Raw genomic sequence first — 24,372 nt, 5'->3', positions numbered from 1 at the left:
TTCCACACCGCAGGACTCGCTCCGGATAGACGTCTATGAGATCCTGTGTCTGTCATGCCAGACAGTTCTCGCCCGCAAGTTCCGGCCGCCGATCAGACCCTGCGCATGCTGGCCCATCTCGCTCGTCAGCGCGGCCCGACCGCCGCCCGGACGATCGCGACGCAGCTGGACATCCCGCGCTCCACCGTCTATCACCTGCTGGCCACGCTCCAGGAGCACGGGTTCGTCGTGCACCTGGAGTCCGAGCGGCGATGGGGACTGGGCGTGGCGGCGTTCGAGCTGGGTGGCGGCTACGCGCGGCAGGATCCGCTGGCCCGCCTGGGTCGCCCCCTGGTCTCCGAGCTGGTGGATCGCACCGGCGAAAGCGCGCATCTGGCCGTCATGCACGGTCGCGACGTCCTGTACATCGTCGAGGAGCGCGCCCTGCGGCGACCAGCGCTGGTGACCGATGTCGGTGTGCGATTGCCCGCACACCTGACGGCGTCGGGCCGCGCGATGCTCGCGGCGCTCCCCCGGCCGCAGGTGCGCGCGCTCTATCCTGATGTCTCCGCGTTCTCGGATCGCACCGGCCGAGGACCGGCGCGCCCCGCAGAGCTGCGCGAGGTGCTCCGCGAGGCCAGAGCGCGCGGATTCGCGATCGAGGACGGCGAAGTCACGCTCGGCCTCGGCTCCATCGGCGTCGCCGTGCGCGATCATGCCGGCTGGCCGGTCGCGGGCATCGCGGTGACATATCCGGTCGATGGCGACGCCGGTGGACATGCTCCGGTCGACGTCGAGCTCTCCGATCGCCTCTTCGAGGCATCCGCCGAACTCTCCCGTCGCATCGGCGGCGCGCGGCCGAGCGCCTAACGCGTCGGCGCGCCGACCGCCTGTCCCGCCGGACGCAGCGTCGTCGCGGACGCCCCGGCCAGCGCCGTCGCCGTGGTCGTGATGGTCCGCGCCAACACCCGTGCGGCGGTCGACGGCTCGAAATCGGCTGGCCGGGCGAGACTGATCGTGCGGGTCAGCCGCGGTTCGCTCAACCGCACCGAGCGCAGACCCGGCCGGTCGAGCACGACCATCGCCGGGACGATGGCGACGCCGACTCCGCGCTCGACGAACCGCAGCACCGCGTCCATCTCCGCGCCCTCGAGGACGATGTCGGGCGTGAGCGATGCCGACGCGTACGCGGCGTCGGTCGCGCTGCGCAGGTCGTACGTCGAACGGAACGCGATCTGGGGCAGCGGCGCGACCTGATGCAACTCGATCGTGCGCCGCGTCGTCACCGCCGGGCGGCTGCGGGCCGAGACGAGGACGAGTTCCTCGACGAGGAGCGGGGTCACGGTCAAACGCTCCGTCGCGGTCGGATTCGTCGACGTGATCAGCGCGAGATCGAGCTCGCCGCCGGCCAGTTCCTCCAGCAGACGCCGCGACCCCTGCTCGGAAAGGTGCAGACCGATCGCCGGGTAGGCCGCGTGGAACGCGGAGAGCGCCTCGACGACGAGCCCGACCGACAGCGAGGGCGTCGCGCCGAGGCGCACGCTGCCCCGTTGCAGGCCGGACAGCTCCGCCAGCTCGCGCCGCACGGTGTCGGCATCGGCGAGCATCCGTCGAGCAAGCGGGAGGAGCGACTGACCCGCTGTCGTCAAGGTGCTCCCGCCCCGAGCGCGATGGAGGAGCTCGGCGCCCAGATCGTGCTCGAGCGCGGAGATCTGACGGCTCAATGACGGCTGGGCCAGATGCAGCCGTTCGGCGGCGCGCGTGAAGCTGGCCACGTCTGCAACTTCGACGAACGATCGCAGCTGCTCGAGGTTCATTCCCATACGATATGCCTATCGTCACGAGGATGAAGATGCATTGGAGTAATCGAGCGACAGTTCGTACCGTGGAGACATGAGCACCGCAGAACGCCAGATCTCCACCACAGTCCTCGTCATCGGCACCGGAGGCTCGGGCCTGCGCGCTGCCATCGAGCTGGCCGAAGCCGGTGTCGACGTCCTCGCCCTCGGCAAGCGCCCGAAGTCCGACGCGCACACGTCGCTGGCCGCGGGCGGCATCAACGCGGCCCTCGCGACGATGGATGCCGAGGACAGCTGGCAGCAGCACGCCGCCGACACCCTCAAGGAGAGCTACCTGCTCGCCAACCCGCACACCGTCGAGATCGTCACCTCGGGTGCGGCCCGCGGTATCGAGGACCTCGAGCGGTACGGCATGCCGTTCGCCCGCGAGGAGGACGGCCGCATCTCGCAGCGCTACTTCGGCGCGCACACCTACCGGCGCACCGCGTTCGCCGGCGACTACACCGGCCTGGAGATCCAGCGGACCCTGATCAACCGCGCAGCACAGCTGCAGGTGCCGATCCTCGACACCGTCTACGTCACACGCATCCTCGTGAACGAGGACGGCGCCGTCTTCGGCGCGTACGGCTTCGACCTCGAAGACGGGACCCGCTACCTCATCCACGCCGACGCGGTCATCCTCGCAGCCGGCGGTCACAACCGCATCTGGCGACGCACATCGTCACGTCGTGACGAGAACACCGGCGATTCGTTCCGGCTCGCCGTCGAAGCCGGCGGCCGCCTGCGCGACCCCGAGCTCGTGCAGTTCCACCCGAGCGGCATCATCGAGCCCGAGAACGCCGCCGGCACCCTCATCTCCGAGGCGGCGCGCGGCGAGGGCGGCATCCTCCGCAACGGACTCGGCGAGCGCTTCATGCACCGCTACGACCCCGAGCGGCTCGAGCTGTCCACCCGCGATCGGGTCGCTCTGGCGTGCTACACCGAGATCAAGGAGGGGCGAGGCACCCCGAACGGCGGCGTCTGGCTCGACGTGTCCCACCTGCCGCGCGAGACGATCATGACCCGCCTCCCTCGCGTGTACCAGACCATGCTCGAGCTGCAGATGCTCGACATCACGAAAGACCCCATCGAGATCGCGCCCACCGCGCACTACTCGATGGGCGGGGTCTGGGTGCGCTCCAGCGATCACTCCACCGATGTACCGGGACTGTACGCGATCGGCGAGGCATCGTCCGGACTCCACGGCGCGAACCGGCTCGGCGGGAACTCGCTCATCGAGCTGCTCGTCTTCGGCCGCATCGTCGGCCGGGCCGCAGCCGCCTACTCGGCCGCACTCCCGGCGCAGCGGCGCTCCGCAGCGGCCGTCGCGGTCGCCCGCGACGAGATCGCGGACCTGCTGGCAGCGAACGGAACCGAGAACGTGCGGGCGCTGCAGCGGGCGATCCGCAACACGATGACCGAGCACGCCGGCGTGGTGCGCGACGAGGAAGGGCTGCTCGCCGGGCTCCGCGAACTCGACGCGATCGAGGCACGCATCCCCGACATCGGCGTGCATCCCGACATCGCCGGCTATCAGGACCTCGCGCACGCGTTCGACCTGCGCTCCGCCGCACTGGCGGCCAGAGCCACGCTGGCGGCCGCGCTCGTGCGGCGCGAGACGCGCGGATGCCACAACCGCAGCGACTACCCTGAGCTCGACCCCGGGCTTCAGGTCAACCTGGTGTGGTCGCCCGCCACCGGCGTCGTCCGTGAGGAGATCCCGGCCATCCCCGCCGAGATCGGCGAACTGATGCGCGAGGTCTCGGTCGCGGGGAAGCTCGTCGAGTAGCGGTCATCGATCCCGCGGATCAGCGCACGATGAGGCGCGGCTCCACGAGCACATGTGCGGGCGCGGGCGCGTTGTCGCGGGCGGCGACGACGGTGCCGGTGGGCCCCATCAGCAGGTCGAGCGCGCCGCGGGCCACCTGCTCCGGCAGCTGCTCGACGCTGCTGAGGCCGAGCGCCTCCACCGCCGGGGTGTTGTCGAACCCGATGACCGGAAGGCGTGGGACGCCCGCGTCCGCGGCGGCCAGGTGGGCGCCGATCGCAAGCGAGTCGCTCGCGCAGACGATGGCGTCGATCGCATCGGAGTCGAGCCGGAGCGCCTCGACGATGCACGCCCGCGCGCCGGCGACACTCTCCTGCGAGACGAGGCGTCTGCGGGGCGCGACGGCTGCGGCATCCATCCCCTCCCGCCAGCCCCGCTCGCGGTCATCCCCGGTCCCCGATCCGCTCGGCCACCCGAGGAAGGCGACCGCCGGACCGGCCGTCCGCAGGACGTGCTCGGTCGCGGCCCGCGTGCCGGCCGCGCCGTCGACGTCCACCCACGGGTGCTGCGGCGCGGTCTCGCCCTGCGGCGTCCACGGCCGCCCGAATGCGACGTACGGGAGTGCGCGGTCAGCGAGCCAGTCGGTGCGCACATCGCCGTGGAAGGTGCCGGTGATCACGGCGGCGTCGATCTCGCCACCGTCGATCAGATCGCCCAGTCGTGCGATCTCCTCTTCGGGAGACCGCGCCGCGTAGACCAGCATCCGCATGCCCCGCTCGGTCGCCCGCTCGGTCAGGGCGTGCACGAACCGGTCGAGCACGACACCCGAGATGCCCCCGGCGTACGGGTCGAGGTGGATTCCGATCGTGGAACTGCGCTGCATCCGCAGCCGCCGGGCAGCGGCGTGCGGGCGGTATCCGAGTTCGAGGATCGCCGCGCTCACCCGCTCGCGGGTGCGCTCGCGCACGATGTCGGGCGCGTTGAGCACGTTCGAGACCGTCTGCCGCGAGACGCCCGCCACTCGGGCGACGTCGTCGACAGTGGGCGGCTTGGCCATCACGAGCTCCGTTGCGGTCGGATATGAACGTTCGAATCGCCATCCTAGACGCCCCGGCAACCCCTTGACATCAGACGAAACGCGAGCTTAGCGTGAACTCGACCGCGGGATTTGAACGATCAAAAGCCCCCGCTCCGATCGGTTCGGCGGTCACCCCTCGCGTCAGCAGCACCAGCTCATCAAAGGAGAAGAGACATGACACGGCACCAGACCCGGGCAGTCCTCGGCGCGGGAGCACTGCTCCTGACCGGCGCCCTCACCCTCGCCGGTTGCGGATCAGGATTCGACGACAACGCAGGAGGCGGCGACGGCGGAGGCGACGGCGCGCTCACGTCCTCCGACGACGCGCTGACCATCCTGATCGGCTCCAGCGGCGACGCCGAGACCGACGCGGTGACCGAGGCCGTCGCCGCGTGGTCCGAGGAGTCCGGCATCGACGCCGAAGTCCAGGTCGCCAACGACCTCCCGCAGCAGCTCTCCCAGGGCTTCGCCGCCGGTTCGCCGCCGGACCTGTTCTACCTCGCGACCGAGGCGCTGGCCGGGTACGCCGGGAACGGGTCGCTCGTCGCCTACGGCGACCAGCTCTCCAACGTCGACGATTTCTACCCCTCGCTCGTGCAGAACTTCACCGTCGATGACCAGTTCTACTGCGCGCCGAAGGACTTCTCGACGCTCGGGCTCGTCATCAACAAGGGATTGTGGGATGCCGCGGGCCTGACCGACGCCGACATCCCGACCACCTGGGATCAGCTGGCCACGGTCGCCGCCACACTCACCCAGGGCGGCACCGTCGGCCTCGCCTTCGGCGCGGAGTACCAGCGCATCGGCTCGTTCATGGCCGCCGCAGGCGGATCCCTCGTCAGCCAGGACGGCACCGAGGCCGTGGCGAACAGCCCGGAGAACGTCGAGGCGCTCACGTATGTGCAGGAGCACCTGAACGACGGCACCTTCGCGTACGCCGCCGACATCGGCGCCGGATGGGGCGGCGAGGCATTCGGCAAGCAGCTGTCGGCGATGACGATCGAGGGCAACTGGATCACCGGCGCGATGTCGGCGGACTACCCCGACGTGGACTACGTGGTCGCGCAACTGCCGGCCGGTCCCGCGGGCCAGGGCACGATGCAGTTCACGAACTGCTGGGGCATGGCCGCGGACAGCCCGAACCAGCAGGCCGCGCTCGATCTCGTCGAGTATCTGACCAGCGCCGACCAGCAGCTCGCCTTCTCGGACGCCTTCGGCCCGATGCCGTCGGTGCAGTCGGCCGCCGACCAGTGGACCGCGGACAACCCCGAGCTCGAGGCGTTCCTCGCCGGCGCCGACTACGCCCAGGGCGTGCCCACCAACGACGGCATCGCCGCCGTGATCACCGACTTCAACGCTTCGCTGGAATCGCTCAAGAGCGGGAACCCGCAGCAGATCCTCGACACGGTGCAATCCAACGTCGAGGCGGTCGTGAACTAGGCATCGCGCCATGTCGGCGACGACGACGGCTCGCCGCACGCGCACGCCCGGCTCCGGGCTCCGCGGCGGCGAGGCCGTCGCCGGCTGGGTCTTCACCCTGCCGGTGATCGTGATCCTGGGTGTGTTCCTGCTCATCCCGGTGTTCATGGCCCTCTGGGTCAGCTTCTCGGACTGGTCGGGACGCGGCAGCCCGTTCTCCTCCGACGTCGGGTTCGTGGGGCTGGAGAACTACGCTGCGATCACGACGGACGGGGGCCTTCCCACCCGCGACTTCGGCACCTCGCTGCGGAACAACGCCTGGTACGTGCTGCTGGTCGTGCCGCTCCAGACGGCGCTCGCACTCTTCCTCGCAGTCCTGGTCAACCGCGCGATCCTGCGCGGGCGGGGCGTGTTCCGCACCGCGTTCTACTTCCCGTCCGTCACCAGCACCGTCGCGATCACCGTGCTGTGGCTGTTCCTGTTCTCCGCCTCAGGCGCGGTGAATGAGATCCTCTCCTGGATCGGGATCAACGGACCGAACTGGTGGGCCGACCCCAGCGGCGTCCTGCACAACCTGCTCGCCGCGGTCGGCATCACGAACGGCCCGGCCTTTCTCACCGACGGCGATTTCCTCGGGCTGTCGTGGTGGGACTGGCTCGCGGGCCCGTCCGTGGCGATGTCGGCCCTCATCCTGATGTCGGTGTTCACGACCAGCGGCACGTTCATGCTGCTGTTCATCGCCGGGCTCCAGAACATCGGCGCCGACACCCAGGAGGCCGCGGTGATGGACGGCGCCAACGGCTGGCAGCGGTTCTGGCGGGTGACGCTCCCCCAGCTGCGCCCGACCCTGTTCACCGTGCTCACGCTCGGCCTGATCGGGTGCTGGCAGGTCTTCGACCAGATCTACACGGGCACGCAGGGCGGTCCCGGCAAGACCACCGTCACCCCGGCGTACCTGTCCTACTCAGCGGCGTTCCTCGGGCAGGACTGGGGTCAGGGCGCGGCCATCGCCTTCATCCTGTTCGCGATCATCGTCGTCCTCACGATCTTCCAGCGCTGGGTGCTGCGTGACCGGCCGGTATCGAAACGACGCGCGCGGCAGTACCAGCCGAAAGGGGCACGATCATGAGCGGCACCACGCTCGCCGAAGCCGAGCTGATCAACCAGGAACCGCCGAAGCCGCAGAAGCCGATCCGCAGGGAATGGTCCACGCGCACGCGGGTCGGGCAGATCGTCCTCTACGCCCTGCTGATCGGCCTGGCGCTGATCTACATCTATCCCTTCCTGATCCAGCTGGCCACGTCCTTCAAGACCGACGCGGAGGCGGCGAGTGATCCGGTCTCGCTGATCCCGCAGACCTGGAGCGTGGCCGCCTACCAGCGCCTCTTCCTGCGCAGCGACTTCCCGGTATGGTTCATGAACTCCGCGATCGTGACGGTCTTCGTCACGCTGGGCCGGGTCTTCTTCTGCTCGCTCGCCGGCTACGCGCTGGCGCGGCTGCACTTCCGCGGTCGGGGCGTCATCTTCGCCGGTGTCGTCGCCGTGATGGCGGTTCCCGCCGTCGTCCTGCTGATCCCGAAGTTCCTGGTCATCAACCAGCTGGGCATGTACGACTCCTACGCCGGGATGATCGTGCCGCTCCTGGTGGACGCCGCGGGCGTGTTCATCATGAAGAACTTCTTCGAATCCATCCCGGTCTCCGTCGAGGAGCAGGCGCGGATCGACGGAGCCGGGACGTTCCGGGTGTTCTGGTCGGTGGTGCTGCCGATGGCACGCCCGGCGCTGATCACGATCATCATCCTGTCCTTCCAGGGATCGTGGAACGAGCTGTCGCATTTCATCGTCTCCACGCAGTCGCCGGCGCTGACGACGCTCACCAAGGGCGTGGCATCCCTCGCCTCCGGTCAGCTCAGCCAGGGCACGCAATATCCGCTCAAGCTCGCCGCGGCGCTGATCATGACGATTCCGGTCGCCGTGATGTTCTTCATCTTCCAGAAGCGCATCATGAACACCAGTGAAGGGGCGGTCAAGGAATGAGCGATGTCGTCAGCGACGAGCCTCGTCAGCCGCTGCTCTCAGACCGTGTCGTGGTGCTGCGCGCCCCCACGCAGGCATGGTCGGGACCACACGGCGACATCGGAGGCCGCCCGATCGACGGCATCTATCACGGCGATGTGCGCCATATCCGGTCGGTCGTGGTCACCGTCGACGGCGAGCATCCGGAATGGGTCTCGACGGCCGCCCACGACGCGTCGCGGATCACCTTCGGCGCGGTGCTGCGCTCCCTCGACGACGACACGCCGGATCCGAAGCTGAGGCTGCTGCGCACGCGCCTGGTGGAGGCCGGCAGCGTGGGCGAGACGCTGTCGGTGCAGTCCGGGCTGCCCACCGCCGTCGATGCGGTGCTCTCGGTGCGGATCGAGCCGGACTTCTCCCCCCTCCAGGAGGTCAAGGCCGGGGTCAGGATCGCTCGTCCGGCGTGGGAGACCTCGGTCTCCGAACCGGGATCGGCCGTCGTCATGGACGCCACCCGCAGCTTCGCCGTCAGCGCGCCCGATGCGCAGGTGTCCGCATCGCCGGACGCCGTGACCCTCGAGTGGCGGGTGCACCTCGAACCCCGTGGGCGGATGGATCTGGCGTGGGTAGCCGCGCTGCAGGACGCCTCGCTCGTCGTCCGCGGCGCCGACCGGCCGGTGCCGTGGGCGCCCATCACGCAGCGCCGTCCCGACCTGGAGGCCGATCCGCGCCTGAACCGGTGGCTGGAGGTGGCGCTGGGCGACCTGGACGCCCTGCGGATGGCACTGCCGCAGCATCCGGACGATGAGTTCTTCGCCGCCGGCGCGCCGTGGTTCCTCACCCTCTTCGGTCGCGACTCGCTGTGGGCTGCGCGCCTGGCGCTGCCAATCGACGTCGGCATCGCGGCATCCACGCTCCGCGTCCTGGCGCGGATGCAGGGCATCCGCGATGTGCCGGCCACCGCCGAGCAGCCCGGGAAGATCCTCCACGAGCTCCGTTCGGCGCCGCTGGCCATGCCGGGTGAGGGGATCGTGCTGCCGCCCGTCTATTACGGGACGGTGGATGCGACGGCGCTGTGGGTGTGCCTCCTCGCCGACGCGGTGCGCTGGGGGATGCCGGAGGCCGAGGTCAGAGATCTGCTTCCCGCCCTGCGGGCAGCGCTGGACTGGCTCGTGCACCACGGCGACAACGACGGCGACGGGTTCATCGACTACCTGGATCGCACCGGGCACGGCCTGGCCAATCAGGGTTGGAAGGACTCCGGCGATTCGATCCAGTGGCGCTCGGGCGAGCTGGCCGAGGGGCCCATCGCCCTGTGCGAAGTGCAGGGATACGCGTATGAAGCCGCGATCGCCGGCGCCGACCTCCTCGAGCGGTTCGGCGAGCCTGGGGCGGCGGCACTGCGCACCTGGGCGGCCCGGTTGAAGGAGCGGTTCGCCGCCGCGTACTGGGTGCACACGCCGGAGGGCTCATACCCGGCGATCGCGCTGGACGCGCACAAGCGACCGGTGGATTCCCTCACGAGCAACATCGGGCACCTGCTCGGCACCGGGATCCTCGAGCCGGATCAGGAGCGGGACGTCGCCGCCCTGTTGATCGAGCCGTCGATGCTCACCGGCTTCGGCGTGCGCACCATGTCGACCGGCGCTGCCGGGTACTGGCCGCTCAGTTACCACGGCGGCAGCGTCTGGACCCACGACTCGGCGATCGTCGCGCACGGTATGGCGCGCGCCGGACTCCGCGACCAGGCGCGGATCGTCATCGACGATCTGCTGGCGGCCGCCGAGGGCTTCGCGTACCGCGTCCCCGAGTTGCACTCCGGCGACCCGCGCACGCACACGGCGGTCCCGACCCCCTACCCAGCTGCCTGCCGGCCGCAGGCCTGGTCGGCTGCCGCGGCCGTGACCGCGGCCTCCGTCCTCCTGGACCTGCGACCGCCGGACTGAACCCGTCGCTCATCTTCGCCCCCCTCCGGGCGGGCGTCAAGGGCGCCGGACGCTCAGACGACCGGCAGCACGCGCCCGCCGGTGAGCGCGACCAGCTGATCGAAGGTCAGCGGGAAGACCGTGTGCGGGGTTCCGCCGGCGGCCCAGATCTCCTCGAAGCCTGCGAGATCCTCGTCCACGACCGTGACCAGCGGCGCCGGATGCCCGGTCGGCGCGACACCCCCGATCGCCTGGCCGGTGGCCTCGCGCACCTGGTCGACGCTCGCGCGCGTGATCGACCCGCGACCGAGGCGCTCCGCGAGCGCGGCGGTGTCGACGCGGTGGGCGCCGCTGGTCATCACCAGCAGCGGTTCGCCGTCGCTCCAGAACACCAGGCTGTTGGCGATGGCGCCCACCTCGATCCCGAGCGCTGCCGCAGCGAGGGCGGCGGTGGATGCGGCATCCGGAAGGACCACGATCTGACCCGGGATGCCGGCCGCTCGCAGCGCGTCGGAGACGATGCGGCTGCGCGGGTGGAGGTGCTCGCTCATTGCTCCAGCCTATTTCCGCGAGCAGTCCGTGCGATTCGCCGCGCGCCGGCGCGAGGGGACTGCGCAGTCTGCTCAGGAAACAAGGAGGACGTTGAACGATCGGCTCACCGGTGGTGCAATGGAGATGGATGCTGCGACGCTGCGCATCCGTACGCGCCCGTCGCATCCCACGAAGAGGCGACGGCTGATCGACGAGGACCACGATGCCTGCGACCCTGCCTCAGGGGCTTCCCCTGCCGGATTTCCACCACGAGCGCGTGGAGGTGATCACCGGTCGCCGGAGCGGTCTGTTCCTCACGGTCGCGCTGCATTCCTCCGTGCTGGGCTCCGCCCTCGGCGGTGCGCGGCTTTGGACCTACCCGCACTGGAGCGATGCGCTGGGCGATGCCCTGCGCCTTTCGGCCGCGATGACCCTCAAGAACGCCGCCGCGGGACTGGATGCCGGTGGCGGCAAGTCCGTGATCGCCCTGCCGCCCGGCACGCAGCTGGACGATGAACGACGACGCGACGCGTTCCTGGATCTCGGCGACGCCGTCGAGTCGCTGGAGGGCCTGTATCGCACCGCGGAGGACGTGGGCTCCACGACCGAGGACATGCTCGTGGTCAGCGAGCGCACCGAGCACGTCGTCGGCCTTCCCGACGCGGTCGGCGGATCCGGCGAACCGGCGGGACCGACCAGCCTCGGCGTCTACGAGTCGCTCCGGGCGACGCTCGAGCACAGCACCGGCAGCCCTGAGGTCGACGGCCGCCGCATCACCATCTCCGGCCTCGGTCAGGTCGGCAGCCGCCTCGCGGTGCGCCTGAGCGCCGAGGGTGCCCGCCTCACCGTCACCGACGTCAATCCGGCCAAGCGAGATCTGGCCCTGCAGCTCGGCGCGGAGTGGATCTCCGCCGGCGAAGAGCACCTGATCCCGGCCGACGTGTTCGTGCCCGCCGGCATCGGAGGGCTGCTGACCGACGAGGTCATCGACGCGCTCGACGCCCGAGCGGTGTGCGGCCCGGCGAACAATCCGCTGGCCGACCACTCCGGAGCCGACCGGCTCGCCGCGCGCGGCATCCTGTACGCCCCCGACTTCGTGGTCAACGCCGGCGGGGTGATCTACCTGGACTCGGTGGCCAAGCACATCGGGACGCGCGACGAGGTGATGGAGCGGGTGGCGGGAATCGGCGGCACGGTCCGGCGCATCTTCGCCGAGGCATCCGAGCGCGGTGTCACTCCGCTGGAAGCCGCGGAGGCGCTCGCCGCCGAACGGCTGCGGGCGGCGGAGCACCGTCACGCGTTCGTGGGCTGAGCGAGGCCGGGCCTCGCGGCATACCGTGCGGTATGTACTCGATGCCATAATGGCTGACACTGCGTCGCACGCAGCTGCGGTGTGCGCACTGTCACGAGTGTCAAAGGAGACGCGATGTTCACGAGCCCGTACCCCGATGTCGAGATCCCGAACCTGTCGGTCTTCGACTACCTCTTCGGCAGCCTGACCGACGAGGACCTGGGGCGCATCGCGCTCGTCGATCCCGCCACGGGCGCCGAGACCACCTACGGGGCGCTCCGCGCGCAGGTCAGCGCCTTCGCCGGTGCACTCGCAGCGCGCGGCGTCGACACCGACACCGTGGTGGCACTGCTGTGCCCGAACGTCCCCGCCTTCGCGACCGTGTTCCACGGCATTCTGCGCGCCGGTGCGACGGTGACGACGATCAACTCGCTCTACACGCCGGGTGAGATCGAGAAGCAGCTGAAGGATGCCGGAGCCACCTGGCTCGTGACCGTCTCCCCGCTCCTGCCGCAGGCGAAGGCTGCGGCAGCAGCGGTCGGCATCGCCGACGACCACCTCATCGTGATGGATGGCGCCGACGGGCACCCGAACCTGCGCGAGCTGCTGATGGAACAGTCCCCCGCGCCGGAGGTGAGCTTCGATCCGGCCACCCACGTGGCGGTGCTGCCCTACTCGTCGGGCACCACCGGCATCCCGAAGGGAGTCATGCTGAGCCACCGCAACCTGGTCGCGAACGTCGCACAGTGTGTGCCGAACATGAACCTCTCCGAGCGCGACCGGGTGCTGGCCGTGCTGCCGTTCTTCCACATCTACGGCATGACCGTGCTGCTGAACCTCGCGCTGCGAAAGCGGGCGAGCCTGGTCACGATGCCGAAGTTCGATCTGGTCGAGTTCCTCACGAACATCCAGAAGTTCCAGTGCACGTACCTCTACATCGCCCCGCCGATCGCGGTCGCCCTGGCCAAGCATCCGATCGTCGATCAGTTCGACATCTCCAGCGTCCACACCGTCTTCTCGGGTGCGGCGCCGCTGGACGGGGAGACTGCCGAGATCGCCGGGCGACGCATCAACGCGCGGATGCTGCAGGGCTACGGCATGAGCGAGCTCAGCCCGGTCTCGCACGCGATGCACTTCGACCGGTTCGACGTTCCGGTCAGCTCGGTGGGCTCGGCTCTGCCGAACGAGGTCTGCAGGCTCATCGACACCGCCACCGGCGAGGAGATCACCGAGTTCGGCGAAAACGGCGTGACCGCGCCCGGCGAGCTGCTCGTCAAAGGGCCGAACGTGATGCTCGGCTACTTGAACAACCCCTCCGCGACCGCCGAGACGCTGGATGGGGACGGATTCCTGCACACCGGCGACGTCGCCGTCTATCACGAGGGCGGCTACTTCTCAATCGTCGACCGTGCGAAAGAACTGATCAAGTACAAGGGCTACCAGATCGCACCGGCCGAGCTCGAGGCTCTCCTCCTGTCGCACCCGAAGATCATGGACGCCGCCGTCATCGGCGTGAACGACGACGACAAGCAGGAGATCCCGAAAGCGTTCGTCGTCGCAGCCCCCGAATCCGGCCTCACCGAGGAGGACGTGATGGCCTTCGTCGCCGACAACGTCGCACCGCACAAGAAGGTGCGGCGGGTGGAGTTCATCGACGCGATCCCGAAGTCCACGGCCGGCAAGATCCTCCGCAAGGATCTGCGTGCGCGGGAGGCGGCGCCGGTCGGCTGACCCTGCGCGGTCTGATCCGCGGACTCGGTGTCGCCGTCGCTCGGGACCGAGGTGGGTCATGACTCCCTGGCCGAGGCAACGCCCGCCCGCGAGGCGCTGCTGCCCGCGATGAACGCGGTGCGAGCAGCCGCGGACACCATCGAGACGATCATCGCCGACGACCTCTGGCCGCTGCCGACCACTCAGGAGATGCTCTACATCCTGAAGCGGCGGGAGCGCCCCTGCCCGTCGTAGGCTGCGGTCGGCGATCAGCTTCGCGCCGAGCGTGACGTTTCGGCCGACCCGAGGTGTGTCGCGCGCTCAGCCCACCCCGGGTCGCACAGATCTTCACGGCTCGACCCGCGCGGCGTGTTGCGACTCGACGGTCGGGTATGCGTTGGCGCCTGGCAGAAGCAGGCGTGAGCTGCTCGGCACGGCGGAGAACGTCGTTTCGCGTGGTGGACCGCAGCACTGGACGCAATGTACGTAGGCTGACCCCCAACGGGAAGTCCGTCATAATACGTTTCAGAGCGCACGTCGATAGGCACGCGCGCCGGTTTCATACATGACGGACATCGGGCGGTGATATGTGAGTCGGGCAGTCGGCATTCGCGAAGTTGCGGCTCGCGCGCAGGTGTCCGTGGGCACCGTATCGAATGTGCTGAACAAGCCGAATGAAGTGTCGGCCGCGATGTTGGAACGCGTGCAGAGGGTGATGGATGAGATCGGTTTCGTCCGGAACGACCTCGCTCGCCAGCTCAAGATGGGCGGGGGCACGACGATCGGAATGATCGTCCTCAACGTCGCAAATCCATTCTTCGGCGAACTGGCACATGCCTGCGAGACAGCAGCCGAGGAGCTCGACCATACGGTGATTGTTGGCAGTAGCGATCAGCTCAGCCGCCGCGAGGATCGCTACATCGACCTCTTTGAGGAGCAGCGGGTCCGCGGGATGCTGATCGCGCCGCTCGACGGAACAACGGAGCGCATCCGGCGTCTCGGTCGCAGGGGCATGCCCGTCGTGCTCTTCGACGTCCGTGACACGGAAGGAACGTTCTGCTCCGTGGCTCTGGACGGCATGGCAGGAGGGCGGGTCGCGACCGGCCACCTTATCGGGACGGGCCGGCGCAGGATCGCTTTCGTCGGAGGGCCGCTGCATCAGGTCGAGGATCGGTGGCGCGGCGCCCAGCGTGCTGTCGAAGAGGCTCCCGGCGTGCACTTGAGGCACATCGACACGAACGATCACACCATGATCGAAGGTCGCCGCATAGGCGAGGCGATCGTGGCGATGCCACCCGAAGATCGGCCCGACGCCATCTTCGCGGCGAACGACCTGGTCGCGCTGGGCGTGATGCAGGCACTGATTCTCGCGGGTGACATACACATCCCGCGAGATATCGCCATCGTCGGATACGACGACATCGATTACGCCGCGTCAGCCATCGTGCCGCTCACATCGATCCGCCAGCCCCTCGAGACGCTCGCCCACGAATCGGTGCGGCTGCTGATCGAGGAGGCAGAACAGGGCGCCGACCACGTCCACCGCCAGGTGCTCCTGCCGCCGCGGCTGATCGTGCGCCGCAGCTCCACCATCCGCTGACCGTCCGCCCGAGCTGCACGGCCCGGAGTGCTGTCATTCGAGCCCCGTGCCGATCACGCCTTTGGTGAACCACTTCTGGAAGGCGATGAACACCACGAGCACCGGCACCATCGCCACGACTGCCGCCGCGAACCCGATGGAGGGCGAGATGTTGGAGTACTGCGACTGGGCGAGCGGAGCGATGGCGACCGTCAGCACCCGGGTGTCAGGGCCCGGCCCCGCCAGCAGTGGCCAGATGTACATGTTCCACGCCGTCAGGAACGTAACGACCGAGTACGCCGCGATGATGGGCCGCGAAAGCGGCAGCGCCACCCGGAAGAAGGTCTGGAACCATCCCGCGCCATCGAGGCGGGCAGCATCCATCAGACCGTCGGGCAGCCCCGCGAAGAACTGCCGGAACAGCAGCACACCGACCGAGGCCTGCCCTGCTATCGGCAGGATCATCCCGAGGAACGAGCCGATCAGGCCGAGCTGGAAGGTGACGATGTAGGTCGGAATGAGGATCAGATTCGTCGGTACGAAGATAGGCAGCACGAAGAAGACCAGGAGCGCGCTCGCGCCGCGGAACCGGATCTTCGCCAGCGCGAACCCGGCGGGGAGGCACACCGCCAGCTGAAGCAGGAGCACACCGATCACGAAGATGAACGTGTTGAGGATCGTGCGAGGACGGATGTAGTCCAGCGCCGCGGCAAAGTTCGCCCACTGAGGATCGCTCGGCACGAAGGTCGGCGGGTACGAGATGATCTCGCTGTAGGTCATCAGCGAGCCCGACAGCAGATAGAACAGCGGGAAGGCGACCGCCAGGCCGCAGAGTGTGATGGCGGTGTATCTGCCGATCCGGAGCTTTCCGAGCTTCACCGGTTCATCCTCCTGATCACGAACTGGCCGATCGAGACGATTCCGACGATGACCACGAGCTGGAGCACCGAGAGCGCCGTGGCGTACCCGACGTCCTGGAATGCGAACGCCTGCTGGTAGGCGTACAGGCCCAGCGCACGCGTCGCGCCGAGCGGGCCGCCGTTGGTCATGATGAGGGCCAGGTCGAGCGAGCCCGAGACAAAACCGATGATCTGCAGCACGACGACCACGAGCGTGGTCGAGGCGACGTTGGGCCACGTGATGGACCACAGCGTCCGCCACGGGCCGGCACCGTCGAGCGCAGCCGCGGCGTAGATGTCCGGTGGAATGCGCTGGAGACCAGCCAGGTAGAGGATCACCACGATCGGCAGACCGCCCCAGATCATCATCACTACCAGGGAGGGAGTCGCCCACAGCTGGCTGTTCAGCAGGTCGGGCATCGTCCAGCCGAAGACCCGGAACAGGGCACCGATCGGACCGGCACGCGGGTCGTACAGGAACGCCCAGATGACGCCCGAGACGGCCACCGACACGACGACGGGAACGAAGAACAGCACCCGCAACGCGCCCACGCCGGGCAGGCTCACATTCACCAGCACGGCGATCATGAATCCGATCAGGATGGTCGGGATCACCCCGAGGATCACGAATTCGAAGGTGACGCCCAGCGAGCTCCACGTATCCGGGTCGCCGACCAGCCGGGCGAAGTTCTCCAGTCCGACCCACTGCGGGGTGTCGAAGAAGTGCCACTCGAACAGGCTGAGTGCCAGCGCCGCGATCGTCGGGACCACGATGAAGATCGTGAAGAGCACCAGGGCGGGAGCCAGCAGCGTCCAGGCGGCGACGGCGTCGTAGCGGGAATACCGCCGCCCCGGCTTGGAGCGGCGGTTCCCGAGCACCACGGTCGTCGTCGTGGAGGGGGGATCGGACTGGTCGACCCCCCTCTGCGAACCAGAGAGCAGGCTCACTATCCGAGCAGTCCGTTCAGCTCGTCCTGTGCGGCGGTGTAGGCGTCCTTCACCGACTGACCTTCGAGGATCACCTGCTCGAGGGCCTTGGTCAGCGCAGGGGCGACCTTGGGCTGGACGTCGTCGGGGATTGCATCAGGGAGGATGGCGTTCTCCACGGCGTACTCGGTGACCGGGATCAGGTTCGAAGGCACGGGGTTGCTGTCGTCCTTCCACGTGCCGTTCTCCAGGCCGTCCTTCGTAGCTGGGACGACGCCGTTGGGCTCTGCGGCCTTCATACCGCCGTCGGTCGCGTAGAACCAGCTGAGGAACTCCCAGGCGCCCTCTTTGTTCGTCGACTTCTCGCTGATCGACAGCGAGTACGAGCCCCCGCCGGTGGTTGAGTTGCCGTCGACCTTCGGCATCTCCTGCACGTTCCAATCAACATCCGGCATGCCGTCGCGGTAGTTCGCGACGTTCGGCCTTGCGCCAACCGTCATCGCGGTCTGGCCGCCGATGAACAGGTTCAGGCCGTCGGCTGCCGCAGAGTACGGACTGCCGAACCCTTCGGTGTAAGGGGCCAGCAGCGTGGTCCACGCCTCCAAGCCCTGGTCGTTGGCGAAGATGAACTTCTTGGTCTCGGGGTCGTAGATGTTGCTGCCGAAGGCCTTCACCACCGGATAGAACGTGAAGTACGCGGTGCTGTCACCGATCGGCGTGCCGAGGCCGTAGACCGCCCCACCCGACGCATCGGTGATCTCGGCTGCGACGCGGTACACATCTTCCATCGTCCACTCGGCCGTGGGGAGGTCAGTGATGCCGTACTGGGCGAAGATATCGGCGTTGTAGAAGAGCATCCCCGAGTCGGCGCTCACGGGCATCCCCGTGATGGTGTCGCCCACACGGTACTGGTCGAGGAAGTTCTCCAGAAAGCCGTCGGTGGTCAGTCCGCCCTTACCCTCGTCGAGCCAGGGCTTCATGTCGAAGAGCAGTTTGTTGCCGGCCAACGTCTGGTTCAGCGTGTCGTAATTGAAGATGATGTCGGGCGTGGTGGCCGACAGTCCCTGCGTGACGAGCTGCTGGATATAGTCGGGCTGGGCGTCGGGAACCGCACTGACCTCGACCGTCCAGTCGGGGTTTTCTGCTTCGAACGCCTCGGCGTACCCCTCGAACGTCGGCACCAGACCGGAATTCATGCCGATGGTGATGGTCTTGTCAGTACTCTCGCCGCCCCCGCCGCCGCCACCGCAGGCGGTGAGGCCGATGGCGGCGAAGGTGCCGACCGTAAGGAGGGCGGTGCCCCTGATGATCCTGCTGTTCGTGACCACTCTGTCACTCCTTTTCACTTCGGCTGCCCATTCAACCTGCGGAGGATCGACGATGTTGTCGGCTCCAGTCTGATACGTTTCAGATCGCCCTCACTCTCCCACCGGCGCCGGGTGATGTCAAGGAATATCGCACGGGAAGGACGCTTTGAGGACAACACCCTTGCCGACGGGGACAACGTTTCATTGCCCACCATCACAGCTCCACTCCGATGTACTTCGACTCGAGGAACTCGTGGATGCCGGCGAAGCCGCCTTCCCGGCCGACGCCGCTTTCCTTGACGCCGCCGAACGGCGCGGCCGGGTCTGAGATGACGCCGCGATTGACCGCGACCATGCCTGCCTCGAGCCGTTTCGCGACGGCAAGTGTTCGGCGCAGATCGCCGCCGAAGACGTAGGAGATCAGCCCGTACGCCGACGCATTCGCGAGACGAATGGCCTCATCGTCCGAATCGACCGCGACCACGGGCGCGACGGGGCCGAAGATCTCGACGTCGAGGATTGGGTTGTCCGCGTCGACGGTCAGGACAGTCGGCGGGTAGAACGCTCCGAGACCGTCGGGCACCACGCCGCCGGTGAGGGTGACCCCGCCGTCGGCGACCGCACCGTCGACGAGGCGCGCGATCTTGTCGCGCTCCCCGACCGAGACGCTGGCGCCGAGCTGAACCCCCTCGCCGAGCCCAGGCCCGGTTCGCAGAGCGGTCATCGCATCGGCGAGGCGCCGGGCGAACTCCGCCGCGATCGGGCGTGCGATGTAGAACCGGTTGGCCGCAGTGCACGCCGCTCCGCCGTTGCGGAGCTTCGCGACCATCGCTGCTCGTACGGCCTCGTCGAGGTCGGCGTCTTCCAGCACCAGGAACGGGGCGTTGCCGCCGAGTTCCATCGAGGTGCGCAGGACGTGCTCGGCAGACTGCCGGATGAGGAGTTTGCCGACTTCGGTAGACCCGGTGAACGACAGATTGCGGATGCGAGAGTCGGCCAGCATGCGGCTCACCGCCGGACCCGCCGGGCTGGCGATGACGACGTTGATCACCCCCGGGGGAACACCCGCGCGGTCGAAGACGTCCGCGATCGCGAGCGCGGTGAGCGGTGTCTCGAGGGCGGGTTTGAGGACCACCGTGCACCCCGCGGCCAGCGCCGGCCCGATCTTGCGCGTGACCATGGCCGCCGGAAAGTTCCACGGCGTGATCAGCAGCGAGGGACCCACGGGATCGTGCGTCACGATGATGGTCTTGTCACCCGACGGCGACGCGCGGAAGTCGCCCGACACCCGTACCGCCTCTTCCGAGAACCACCGCAGGAACTCGGCCGCGTACGTGACTTCGCCGATGGCGTCGGCCAGCACTTTGCCGTTCTCCTGCGAGACGATGGTGGCGATCGCATCGATCTCGCTCGACATGATCTCGAACGCCCGTCGCAGCATCTCGGCGCGCTCGCGCGCAGGGGTCGCCGCGAACGCAGGGAACGACGTCGCCGCCGCATTCACCGCGTCATCCAGGTCCTGATCGTCCGCGATCGCGACGTTCGCAAGCACCGACCCGTCGCTGGGATCGTGGACAGACGCCGTGCGCGACGACGCGCGCCACGTCCCCGCGATGAACAGCCTGTCGTGGAGCGTCATAGATAGTCCTCTCGGTGCGGAGCGTCCGCTCTCGCGACGACGCGATTGCGAAGGGTGCCGATCCCCTCGACCGTCAATTCGACCAGCGCGCCGGGGTCGAGCCACCGGTCCTGCTCCGCGCCCGAACCGTCGCCCACGGTGCCCGACCCGAACACTTCTCCCGCGCGCAGCGGTTCATCCGTCGACGCGTAGTTGATCATCTGCTCGAATCGCCAGTGCATGTCCGCCGACGACCCGACCGTCCAGGTCTCGCCGTCGACGATGCCCGTCATGCTGAGCGCATAGGGGTCGGAGATCTCGTCGGCGGTCACGACCACAGGCCCGAGCACGTGGGCGCCGTGGAAGTCCTTCCCCTTCGCAGGGCCGAGTCCGACGGTCATCTCGAGCGCCTGGACCGCGCGCGCAGAGAAATCGTCGTACACGGTGTACCCGAAGATGTGGTCGAGGGCGTCGGATTCGGCGATGTCGGTGCCGTCGCGACCGAGGATCGCGGCGAACTCGAACTCGAGGTCGAGCTGGTCCGCGTACACGGGGAACGCGACGTCCTGCCCGTGGGCGCCGATACTGGCGGTGTTGCCCTTGTAGTAGACGGGGCGCCGATACCACTCGTCGGGGATCTCTCTCCCCAGCCGCGGGAAGACGTTCTTCAGATGCTTCTCGAAGGCCATGAAGTCCCGCAGCATCGGCGGATCGGTGATGGACGGGAGCACCGTGATGCCGGCGGTGTCGTGACGGATCGCCTGCCCGAAGCCGTCCCGGTCGGCGCCCGACTCGGCGATCCATTCCAGCGCGCGGTCAGCGGCATCCCGCGTGCGCCGGCCACCCTGAACGAAGGCGAGCATCGTGACCGGCGCGAGGTGCGGCCACAGATCACGGATGCCGGCTGCTGAGAGGCCCTCGTGAGCGAGTGCTGCCCGGCCGGCGGCCGAGAGATCGATGATCGTGCCGTCATCCACTGTTCCTTCGACGAGGGCGCCCAGATGACGCCGTGGACCCTGATCAGTCGTGGTGGCGTATTGCAGAAGCCTCATCCGAGGATCCGGCGGTAGACCTCGCGCTCCCGCTTCTCGAGCACGGGCACGACGATCCCCTCGATGATCTCCTTGAAATGAGCCGTCTCGCGATGCGCGACGAGTGCATCCTCGTCCTCGTACACCTCGTACAGGCAGTAGATGTTCGGGTCGTCGACCGAGACGTTGGCGTTGTAAAGGAGGCAGGCGGGTTCGTCGGCGGCGACGGCCTGGGCCATCCGGCCGAGCGCCTGCTCGACGATGTCGGTCTTGCCCGGCTGAACGTAGTAGCGGGCGATGAGGGTGGAGGGCATGGAGTTCGTCCTTCGTTTGGCGGTCGTGCGGTGGTCTTGTGGTCTGGTGGTCGTGGGCCGGTGGCGGGTGGTTCGTATTGATCAGACGCGGGATGCCGCGAGCATCCGTTCGGCGGTTCCGCCCAGGATCGCGGCCAGGGCGGCTTCGCCGAGGTCGGCGCCGTGCACGCGCACGACGTCGATGCTCTGGCGGTAGGTGAGGTCGTCGCGGGATGCCGGGAAGTCCGATCCCCAGGTGAGCCGATCCGGTCCGAACGCCTTCACGATCTGCCGGAAGAGCGCCTGAGCGTCGTCGTATGGGTACTCGGCACGGCCGAGCGAGTTGTAGTTGAACCCCGAGACCTTGACCCCGATCGACGGACACGCGGCCAGCGCGAGGAGCGCGTCCACGTCGGCAGCGCGTCGATCCCCCTGGCCCGGATGGCCCATGTGGTGCAGCAGGATCTGCAGCGACGGGTGCGATGCGGCGACGTCGTGGAGATCTGAGAACCACGCGGGCCCGAGCGCGAGCGAGGCGATCACGCCGCGCTGCTCGGCGACCGCGAAGAACTCGTCGGCCTCTGCGGTGCGCAGCCACCCATCGTTCTGCGCATCGACATAGTGCGTGAAGCCCCGGGCGCCGGTGCGCTCGAGCTCGGCGCGCAGCCGCGCAGCGGCGCCGGGAGCATGGTGGTCTTCTCGCCACACGCAGTCCACGTCCACCCATGCGGTGAGCCGGTCGGGGTGGAGCGTCGCCGCCGCGACCACGTCGTCGTTGTTGTCGGCGTTGGCGAACCCGTCGCCTCCCTGCCCGCCGCCGATCCGGGCGCAGACGATCGCCGCGTGGTCGACGCCGTTGCGGTCCATCTCGTACAGCAGACTGTCGACACTCCCCCGCGTCTGCGGATCGGGGACGGACGTGTCATAGGGCCACCGCCGCCAGGCGTGGCAGTGCGTGTCAACGATCATGCGAGGCCGCTCCCCCGCCCCTGCAGCGCCCGATCGGTGAGTTGCGCACGCGGCTCGGCACCGTCGACGTACCGTTCGAGCTCGTCCACCATGAGCGTGAAGAAGCGCGGCTGCGCTTCCCAGGTCATCCCGCCGACGTGCGGCGAGAGGAAGACGTTGCGCATGCCTCGGAGGGGCGTGTCGACGGCGACCGGCTCCGGGTCGTGCGCGTCCAGGGCGAACCACGCATCTCCGCGCGCGGCCTTGGCTTCGAGCGCCGGCCGGTCGACGACGACACCGCGCGAGACGTTGACGAATACGGCATCGCGGGGCAGGAGATCCAGCTCGCGCGCGCCGATCATCCCGGTCGTGGTCGGTGTCGCGGGCGCGAGGCAGACGACGACCTCGCAAGCCATCACCCGCTCCAGCGGCGCGAAGTCGACATGAAGGGCATCGGCCAGCTCTCGCGGGGTGAACGGGTCATAGGCCAGCACCCGCACGTGGAACGGCTCGAGCAGCTCCCGCAGCCGCCACGCGATCCGCCCGAACCCGATCATTCCGACGGTGCGACCGGTCAGTTCGCGCGCGGGCGGCTCGGTGCGGTAGTCGTCGTGGCTCATCTGCGCGCCGGCGATGATGTCGCGGAACCGGCCGTGCTGACGAAGGCCGACCAGGATGAGGGCGAGTGCCCACTCCGAGACCGGCCACGACGAGGAGTGCGTGGTGTCGACCACGGTGATGCCGGCGGCGCGCGCGGCCGCCATGTCGATGCGGTGACCGAACCTGTCGCCTTCGAGTTCGCCGATGATGCGCAGGTCGGGGGCTGCGTCGATGACTGCGGCGCTCACGAACGCAGACCCGTGGCAGACGACCAGCACATCGCGGTTCCGGGCGAAATCGACGAGCGCCTGCTCGAGCTCGGGCACGTGCTGCGGTCTGCCCCACGTGTCCCCCGGCACATTCATTTCCAGGATGTCGACGTCGGCGAAGTCCCGAAGGCGCTCGAGGTCAGGGCCACTGAGGTACAGCTGCGCCGTATCGGCATTGCAGACGATGCCGACCCGCAGAGAGGGACCGCTCATCGGATCGCCACCGATCCGTCCGCGCGGAGGTCGGGCGCGACGGGGAAGACGGCCACCTCGCCGGCACGCAGGTCATCGTCGCGGAGCTCCATTCCGAGGCCGGGGGCGTCGATCGGATGCAGATAACCGTCGATCACTCGCGGCACCTGGTCGACCATCCGGGTGAACGGATCGCGCTCCTGGTCGACGTGCTCCTGCACCTCCCAGTTGGGAACCGCAATGCCGAGGTGCACGTGCGCCATCGTCGCGACGGGGCCCGAGGGGACGGCGTGCGGAATGATCCCCTGATGGTGCGCTTCAGCGAGCGCGCAGATCTTCGTCATGTGCGTGAATCCTCCGGCGATGCCGACATCGGGGCGGATGAAGGAGACGCCTGCCTTCTCGACGTACTCGCGGAATTCGTAGATCGTCGTGTTGCGCTCGCCGGCGGCCATCGGTACGTCGCTCTTGGCCGAGACTTCACCGAAGGAAAGGGCGCTGTCGGGCGGGATCGGGTCTTCGACGAACAGAGGGCGGTATGTAGCCAGCTCGCGGATGAGCGCAATCGAGTTACCGGGCTGCATATTGCGGTGCAGCTCCACTCCGAGGTCGAGATCGTCGCCGGTCGCCTCGCGGATGGCGGCCATCCGCCCGACGAGATCTGAGATGCGGGCCGCGTGGCCCATCGTGTGGTGGTCATGCTGATGCAGCAGCACCTTCACCGCGGTGTATCCCTCGTCCTGCGCCTGGCGCGCGTGCCCGACGACCTCCTCGAGGGTGCCTGTCGGAAGGACCTTCATTGCGCGCACTGCCCGGCGGACGCGGCCGCCGAGCAGTTGCCAGACTGGCTCCTCGAACACACGACCACGGATGTCCCAGAGCGCCTGATCGATCGCGCTGATCGCGCCGCCGAGCGTGATTCCGCGCCAGCCCAGAGCACGGTACATGCGCAGCCACAGGTCCGTCGTCTGCAGCGCATCAGCACCGACGAGAGCGGGCCGCAGCGCATCGACCACCGCGACGACAGCGAGTGGGAAGGCGAACGCCGTGGACTCGCCGATGCCGCGCACGCCGGACTCGGTCGTCACGCGCACGAAGACGGAGGGCCCGGAGACGAACGTCTGGACCTCTGCGATCGGGATAGCGGAGCGCAC

At 68.5% G+C, this 24,372-nt stretch carries 22 protein-coding genes; 10 read left to right on the top strand and 12 right to left on the bottom strand.

Annotation, left to right across the window (positions count from 1 at the left end):
* Nucleotides 1-54: 54 nt before the first annotated feature.
* Entirely contained in the window at nt 55-849 is a 795-nt protein-coding gene (locus BLT19_RS09010; protein WP_091488955.1) for an IclR family transcriptional regulator, read from the top strand.
* Here the strand turns inward: BLT19_RS09010 and BLT19_RS09005 are convergent.
* Nucleotides 846-1,796, bottom strand: a complete 951-nt coding sequence (locus BLT19_RS09005) for a LysR family transcriptional regulator (protein WP_172825613.1) — start codon at nt 1,794-1,796, stop codon at nt 846-848. The genes BLT19_RS09010 and BLT19_RS09005 overlap by 4 nt on opposite strands.
* Nucleotides 1,797-1,872: 76 nt before the next feature.
* On the opposite strand from BLT19_RS09005, the gene BLT19_RS09000 reads away from it, so the two are divergent.
* Nucleotides 1,873-3,606 carry an L-aspartate oxidase gene (locus tag BLT19_RS09000; RefSeq protein WP_091488950.1) on the top strand — a complete coding sequence of 578 codons (1,734 nt, stop codon included), beginning with the start codon at nt 1,873-1,875 and terminating at the stop codon, nt 3,604-3,606.
* Nucleotides 3,607-3,625: 19 nt separating this feature from the next.
* On the opposite strand, the gene BLT19_RS08995 is transcribed toward BLT19_RS09000, so the two are convergent.
* Nucleotides 3,626-4,642 (bottom strand): LacI family DNA-binding transcriptional regulator, encoded by a 1,017-nt coding sequence (locus tag BLT19_RS08995; RefSeq protein ID WP_091488947.1) that lies wholly within the window; start codon nt 4,640-4,642, stop codon nt 3,626-3,628.
* A 195-nt stretch (nt 4,643-4,837) separates the two neighbouring features.
* Between BLT19_RS08995 and BLT19_RS08990 the strand changes: the two genes are divergently transcribed.
* The 4 genes from BLT19_RS08990 to BLT19_RS08975 are packed head-to-tail and all read left to right on the top strand — an operon-like array spanning nt 4,838 to nt 10,044.
* Nucleotides 4,838-6,103 (top strand): sugar ABC transporter substrate-binding protein, encoded by a 1,266-nt coding sequence (locus BLT19_RS08990; RefSeq protein WP_091488944.1) that lies wholly within the window; start codon nt 4,838-4,840, stop codon nt 6,101-6,103.
* Nucleotides 6,104-6,113: 10 nt separating this feature from the next.
* Nucleotides 6,114-7,211 carry a carbohydrate ABC transporter permease gene (locus BLT19_RS08985; RefSeq protein ID WP_091488941.1) on the top strand — a complete coding sequence of 366 codons (1,098 nt, stop codon included), beginning with the start codon at nt 6,114-6,116 and terminating at the stop codon, nt 7,209-7,211.
* The gene (locus tag BLT19_RS08980) at nt 7,208-8,119 is read left to right on the top strand and encodes a carbohydrate ABC transporter permease (protein WP_091488939.1); all 912 of its coding nucleotides are present in this window, start codon (nt 7,208-7,210) and stop codon (nt 8,117-8,119) included. The genes BLT19_RS08985 and BLT19_RS08980 overlap by 4 nt, the downstream gene beginning before the upstream one ends.
* Nucleotides 8,116-10,044, top strand: a complete 1,929-nt coding sequence (locus tag BLT19_RS08975) for a glycogen debranching N-terminal domain-containing protein (protein WP_091488936.1) — start codon at nt 8,116-8,118, stop codon at nt 10,042-10,044. The genes BLT19_RS08980 and BLT19_RS08975 overlap by 4 nt, the downstream gene beginning before the upstream one ends.
* A gap of 53 nt (nt 10,045-10,097) precedes the next feature.
* On the opposite strand, the gene BLT19_RS08970 is transcribed toward BLT19_RS08975, so the two are convergent.
* Nucleotides 10,098-10,574 (bottom strand): YbaK/EbsC family protein, encoded by a 477-nt coding sequence (locus BLT19_RS08970; protein WP_091488933.1) that lies wholly within the window; start codon nt 10,572-10,574, stop codon nt 10,098-10,100.
* A gap of 215 nt (nt 10,575-10,789) precedes the next feature.
* Between BLT19_RS08970 and BLT19_RS08965 the strand changes: the two genes are divergently transcribed.
* The 4 genes from BLT19_RS08965 to BLT19_RS08950 all read left to right on the top strand — a co-directional run bounded on the left by BLT19_RS08965 (nt 10,790) and on the right by BLT19_RS08950 (nt 15,155).
* Nucleotides 10,790-11,866 carry a Glu/Leu/Phe/Val dehydrogenase family protein gene (locus BLT19_RS08965; protein ID WP_091493613.1) on the top strand — a complete coding sequence of 359 codons (1,077 nt, stop codon included), beginning with the start codon at nt 10,790-10,792 and terminating at the stop codon, nt 11,864-11,866.
* 114 nt (nt 11,867-11,980) lie between these two features.
* Nucleotides 11,981-13,576 carry an AMP-binding protein gene (locus tag BLT19_RS08960; protein ID WP_091488930.1) on the top strand — a complete coding sequence of 532 codons (1,596 nt, stop codon included), beginning with the start codon at nt 11,981-11,983 and terminating at the stop codon, nt 13,574-13,576.
* A 51-nt stretch (nt 13,577-13,627) separates the two neighbouring features.
* Nucleotides 13,628-13,810 (top strand): hypothetical protein, encoded by a 183-nt coding sequence (locus tag BLT19_RS08955; RefSeq protein WP_157681836.1) that lies wholly within the window; start codon nt 13,628-13,630, stop codon nt 13,808-13,810.
* A 334-nt stretch (nt 13,811-14,144) separates the two neighbouring features.
* A complete protein-coding gene (locus tag BLT19_RS08950) occupies nt 14,145-15,155 on the top strand; it encodes a LacI family DNA-binding transcriptional regulator (protein WP_091488925.1) in 1,011 nt (336 codons plus the stop codon).
* A gap of 33 nt (nt 15,156-15,188) precedes the next feature.
* On the opposite strand, the gene BLT19_RS08945 is transcribed toward BLT19_RS08950, so the two are convergent.
* The 9 genes from BLT19_RS08945 to BLT19_RS08905 all read right to left on the bottom strand — a co-directional run bounded on the left by BLT19_RS08945 (nt 15,189) and on the right by BLT19_RS08905 (nt 24,372).
* Entirely contained in the window at nt 15,189-16,013 is an 825-nt protein-coding gene (locus BLT19_RS08945; protein WP_091488922.1) for a carbohydrate ABC transporter permease, read from the bottom strand.
* Complete coding sequence (locus tag BLT19_RS08940) at nt 16,010-16,981, bottom strand: carbohydrate ABC transporter permease (RefSeq protein WP_091488920.1); 972 nt, start codon at nt 16,979-16,981, stop codon at nt 16,010-16,012. The genes BLT19_RS08945 and BLT19_RS08940 overlap by 4 nt, the downstream gene beginning before the upstream one ends.
* Nucleotides 16,981-18,288: an ABC transporter substrate-binding protein gene (locus tag BLT19_RS08935; RefSeq protein ID WP_091488917.1), complete on the bottom strand. Its 1,308-nt coding sequence runs from the start codon at nt 18,286-18,288 to the stop codon at nt 16,981-16,983. The genes BLT19_RS08940 and BLT19_RS08935 overlap by 1 nt, the downstream gene beginning before the upstream one ends.
* Before the next feature lie 193 nt (nt 18,289-18,481).
* On the bottom strand, nt 18,482-19,906 hold the full coding sequence (locus BLT19_RS08930; protein ID WP_091488914.1) for an NAD-dependent succinate-semialdehyde dehydrogenase: 1,425 nt from the start codon (nt 19,904-19,906) through the stop codon (nt 18,482-18,484).
* A complete protein-coding gene (locus BLT19_RS08925; RefSeq protein WP_091488911.1) occupies nt 19,903-20,937 on the bottom strand; it encodes a fumarylacetoacetate hydrolase family protein in 1,035 nt (344 codons plus the stop codon). Before BLT19_RS08925 ends, BLT19_RS08930 begins: the two co-directional genes overlap by 4 nt.
* Nucleotides 20,934-21,230 (bottom strand): putative quinol monooxygenase, encoded by a 297-nt coding sequence (locus BLT19_RS08920; protein WP_091488909.1) that lies wholly within the window; start codon nt 21,228-21,230, stop codon nt 20,934-20,936. The genes BLT19_RS08925 and BLT19_RS08920 overlap by 4 nt, the downstream gene beginning before the upstream one ends.
* 81 nt (nt 21,231-21,311) lie before the next feature.
* Complete coding sequence (locus tag BLT19_RS08915) at nt 21,312-22,178, bottom strand: amidohydrolase family protein (RefSeq protein WP_091488906.1); 867 nt, start codon at nt 22,176-22,178, stop codon at nt 21,312-21,314.
* Nucleotides 22,175-23,239 (bottom strand): NAD(P)-dependent oxidoreductase, encoded by a 1,065-nt coding sequence (locus tag BLT19_RS08910; protein ID WP_091488904.1) that lies wholly within the window; start codon nt 23,237-23,239, stop codon nt 22,175-22,177. The genes BLT19_RS08915 and BLT19_RS08910 overlap by 4 nt, the downstream gene beginning before the upstream one ends.
* Complete coding sequence (locus tag BLT19_RS08905) at nt 23,236-24,372, bottom strand: mandelate racemase/muconate lactonizing enzyme family protein (protein ID WP_172825612.1); 1,137 nt, start codon at nt 24,370-24,372, stop codon at nt 23,236-23,238. Before BLT19_RS08905 ends, BLT19_RS08910 begins: the two co-directional genes overlap by 4 nt.

The organism is Microbacterium pygmaeum (genome assembly GCF_900100885.1).
GTDB lineage: Bacteria > Actinomycetota > Actinomycetes > Actinomycetales > Microbacteriaceae > Microbacterium > Microbacterium pygmaeum.
Note: the sequence above shows the minus strand (reverse complement) of the source record. Positions and strands in the feature narration are given on the sequence as shown.

Bases quoted from the DNA above. Each gene is read 5' to 3' on its own strand.
- BLT19_RS09010 (WP_091488955.1), top strand. From the start codon at position 55: ATGCCAGACAGTTCTCGCCCGCAAGTTCCGGCCGCCGATCAGACCCTG.
- BLT19_RS09005 (WP_172825613.1), bottom strand. From the start codon at position 1,796: ATGAACCTCGAGCAGCTGCGATCGTTCGTCGAAGTTGCAGACGTGGCC.
- BLT19_RS09000 (WP_091488950.1), top strand. From the start codon at position 1,873: ATGAGCACCGCAGAACGCCAGATCTCCACCACAGTCCTCGTCATCGGC.
- BLT19_RS08995 (WP_091488947.1), bottom strand. From the start codon at position 4,642: ATGGCCAAGCCGCCCACTGTCGACGACGTCGCCCGAGTGGCGGGCGTC.
- BLT19_RS08990 (WP_091488944.1), top strand. From the start codon at position 4,838: ATGACACGGCACCAGACCCGGGCAGTCCTCGGCGCGGGAGCACTGCTC.
- BLT19_RS08985 (WP_091488941.1), top strand. From the start codon at position 6,114: ATGTCGGCGACGACGACGGCTCGCCGCACGCGCACGCCCGGCTCCGGG.
- BLT19_RS08980 (WP_091488939.1), top strand. From the start codon at position 7,208: ATGAGCGGCACCACGCTCGCCGAAGCCGAGCTGATCAACCAGGAACCG.
- BLT19_RS08975 (WP_091488936.1), top strand. From the start codon at position 8,116: ATGAGCGATGTCGTCAGCGACGAGCCTCGTCAGCCGCTGCTCTCAGAC.
- BLT19_RS08970 (WP_091488933.1), bottom strand. From the start codon at position 10,574: ATGAGCGAGCACCTCCACCCGCGCAGCCGCATCGTCTCCGACGCGCTG.
- BLT19_RS08960 (WP_091488930.1), top strand. From the start codon at position 11,981: ATGTTCACGAGCCCGTACCCCGATGTCGAGATCCCGAACCTGTCGGTC.
- BLT19_RS08930 (WP_091488914.1), bottom strand. From the start codon at position 19,906: ATGACGCTCCACGACAGGCTGTTCATCGCGGGGACGTGGCGCGCGTCG.
- BLT19_RS08925 (WP_091488911.1), bottom strand. From the start codon at position 20,937: ATGAGGCTTCTGCAATACGCCACCACGACTGATCAGGGTCCACGGCGT.
- BLT19_RS08920 (WP_091488909.1), bottom strand. From the start codon at position 21,230: ATGCCCTCCACCCTCATCGCCCGCTACTACGTTCAGCCGGGCAAGACC.
- BLT19_RS08915 (WP_091488906.1), bottom strand. From the start codon at position 22,178: ATGATCGTTGACACGCACTGCCACGCCTGGCGGCGGTGGCCCTATGAC.
- BLT19_RS08910 (WP_091488904.1), bottom strand. From the start codon at position 23,239: ATGAGCGGTCCCTCTCTGCGGGTCGGCATCGTCTGCAATGCCGATACG.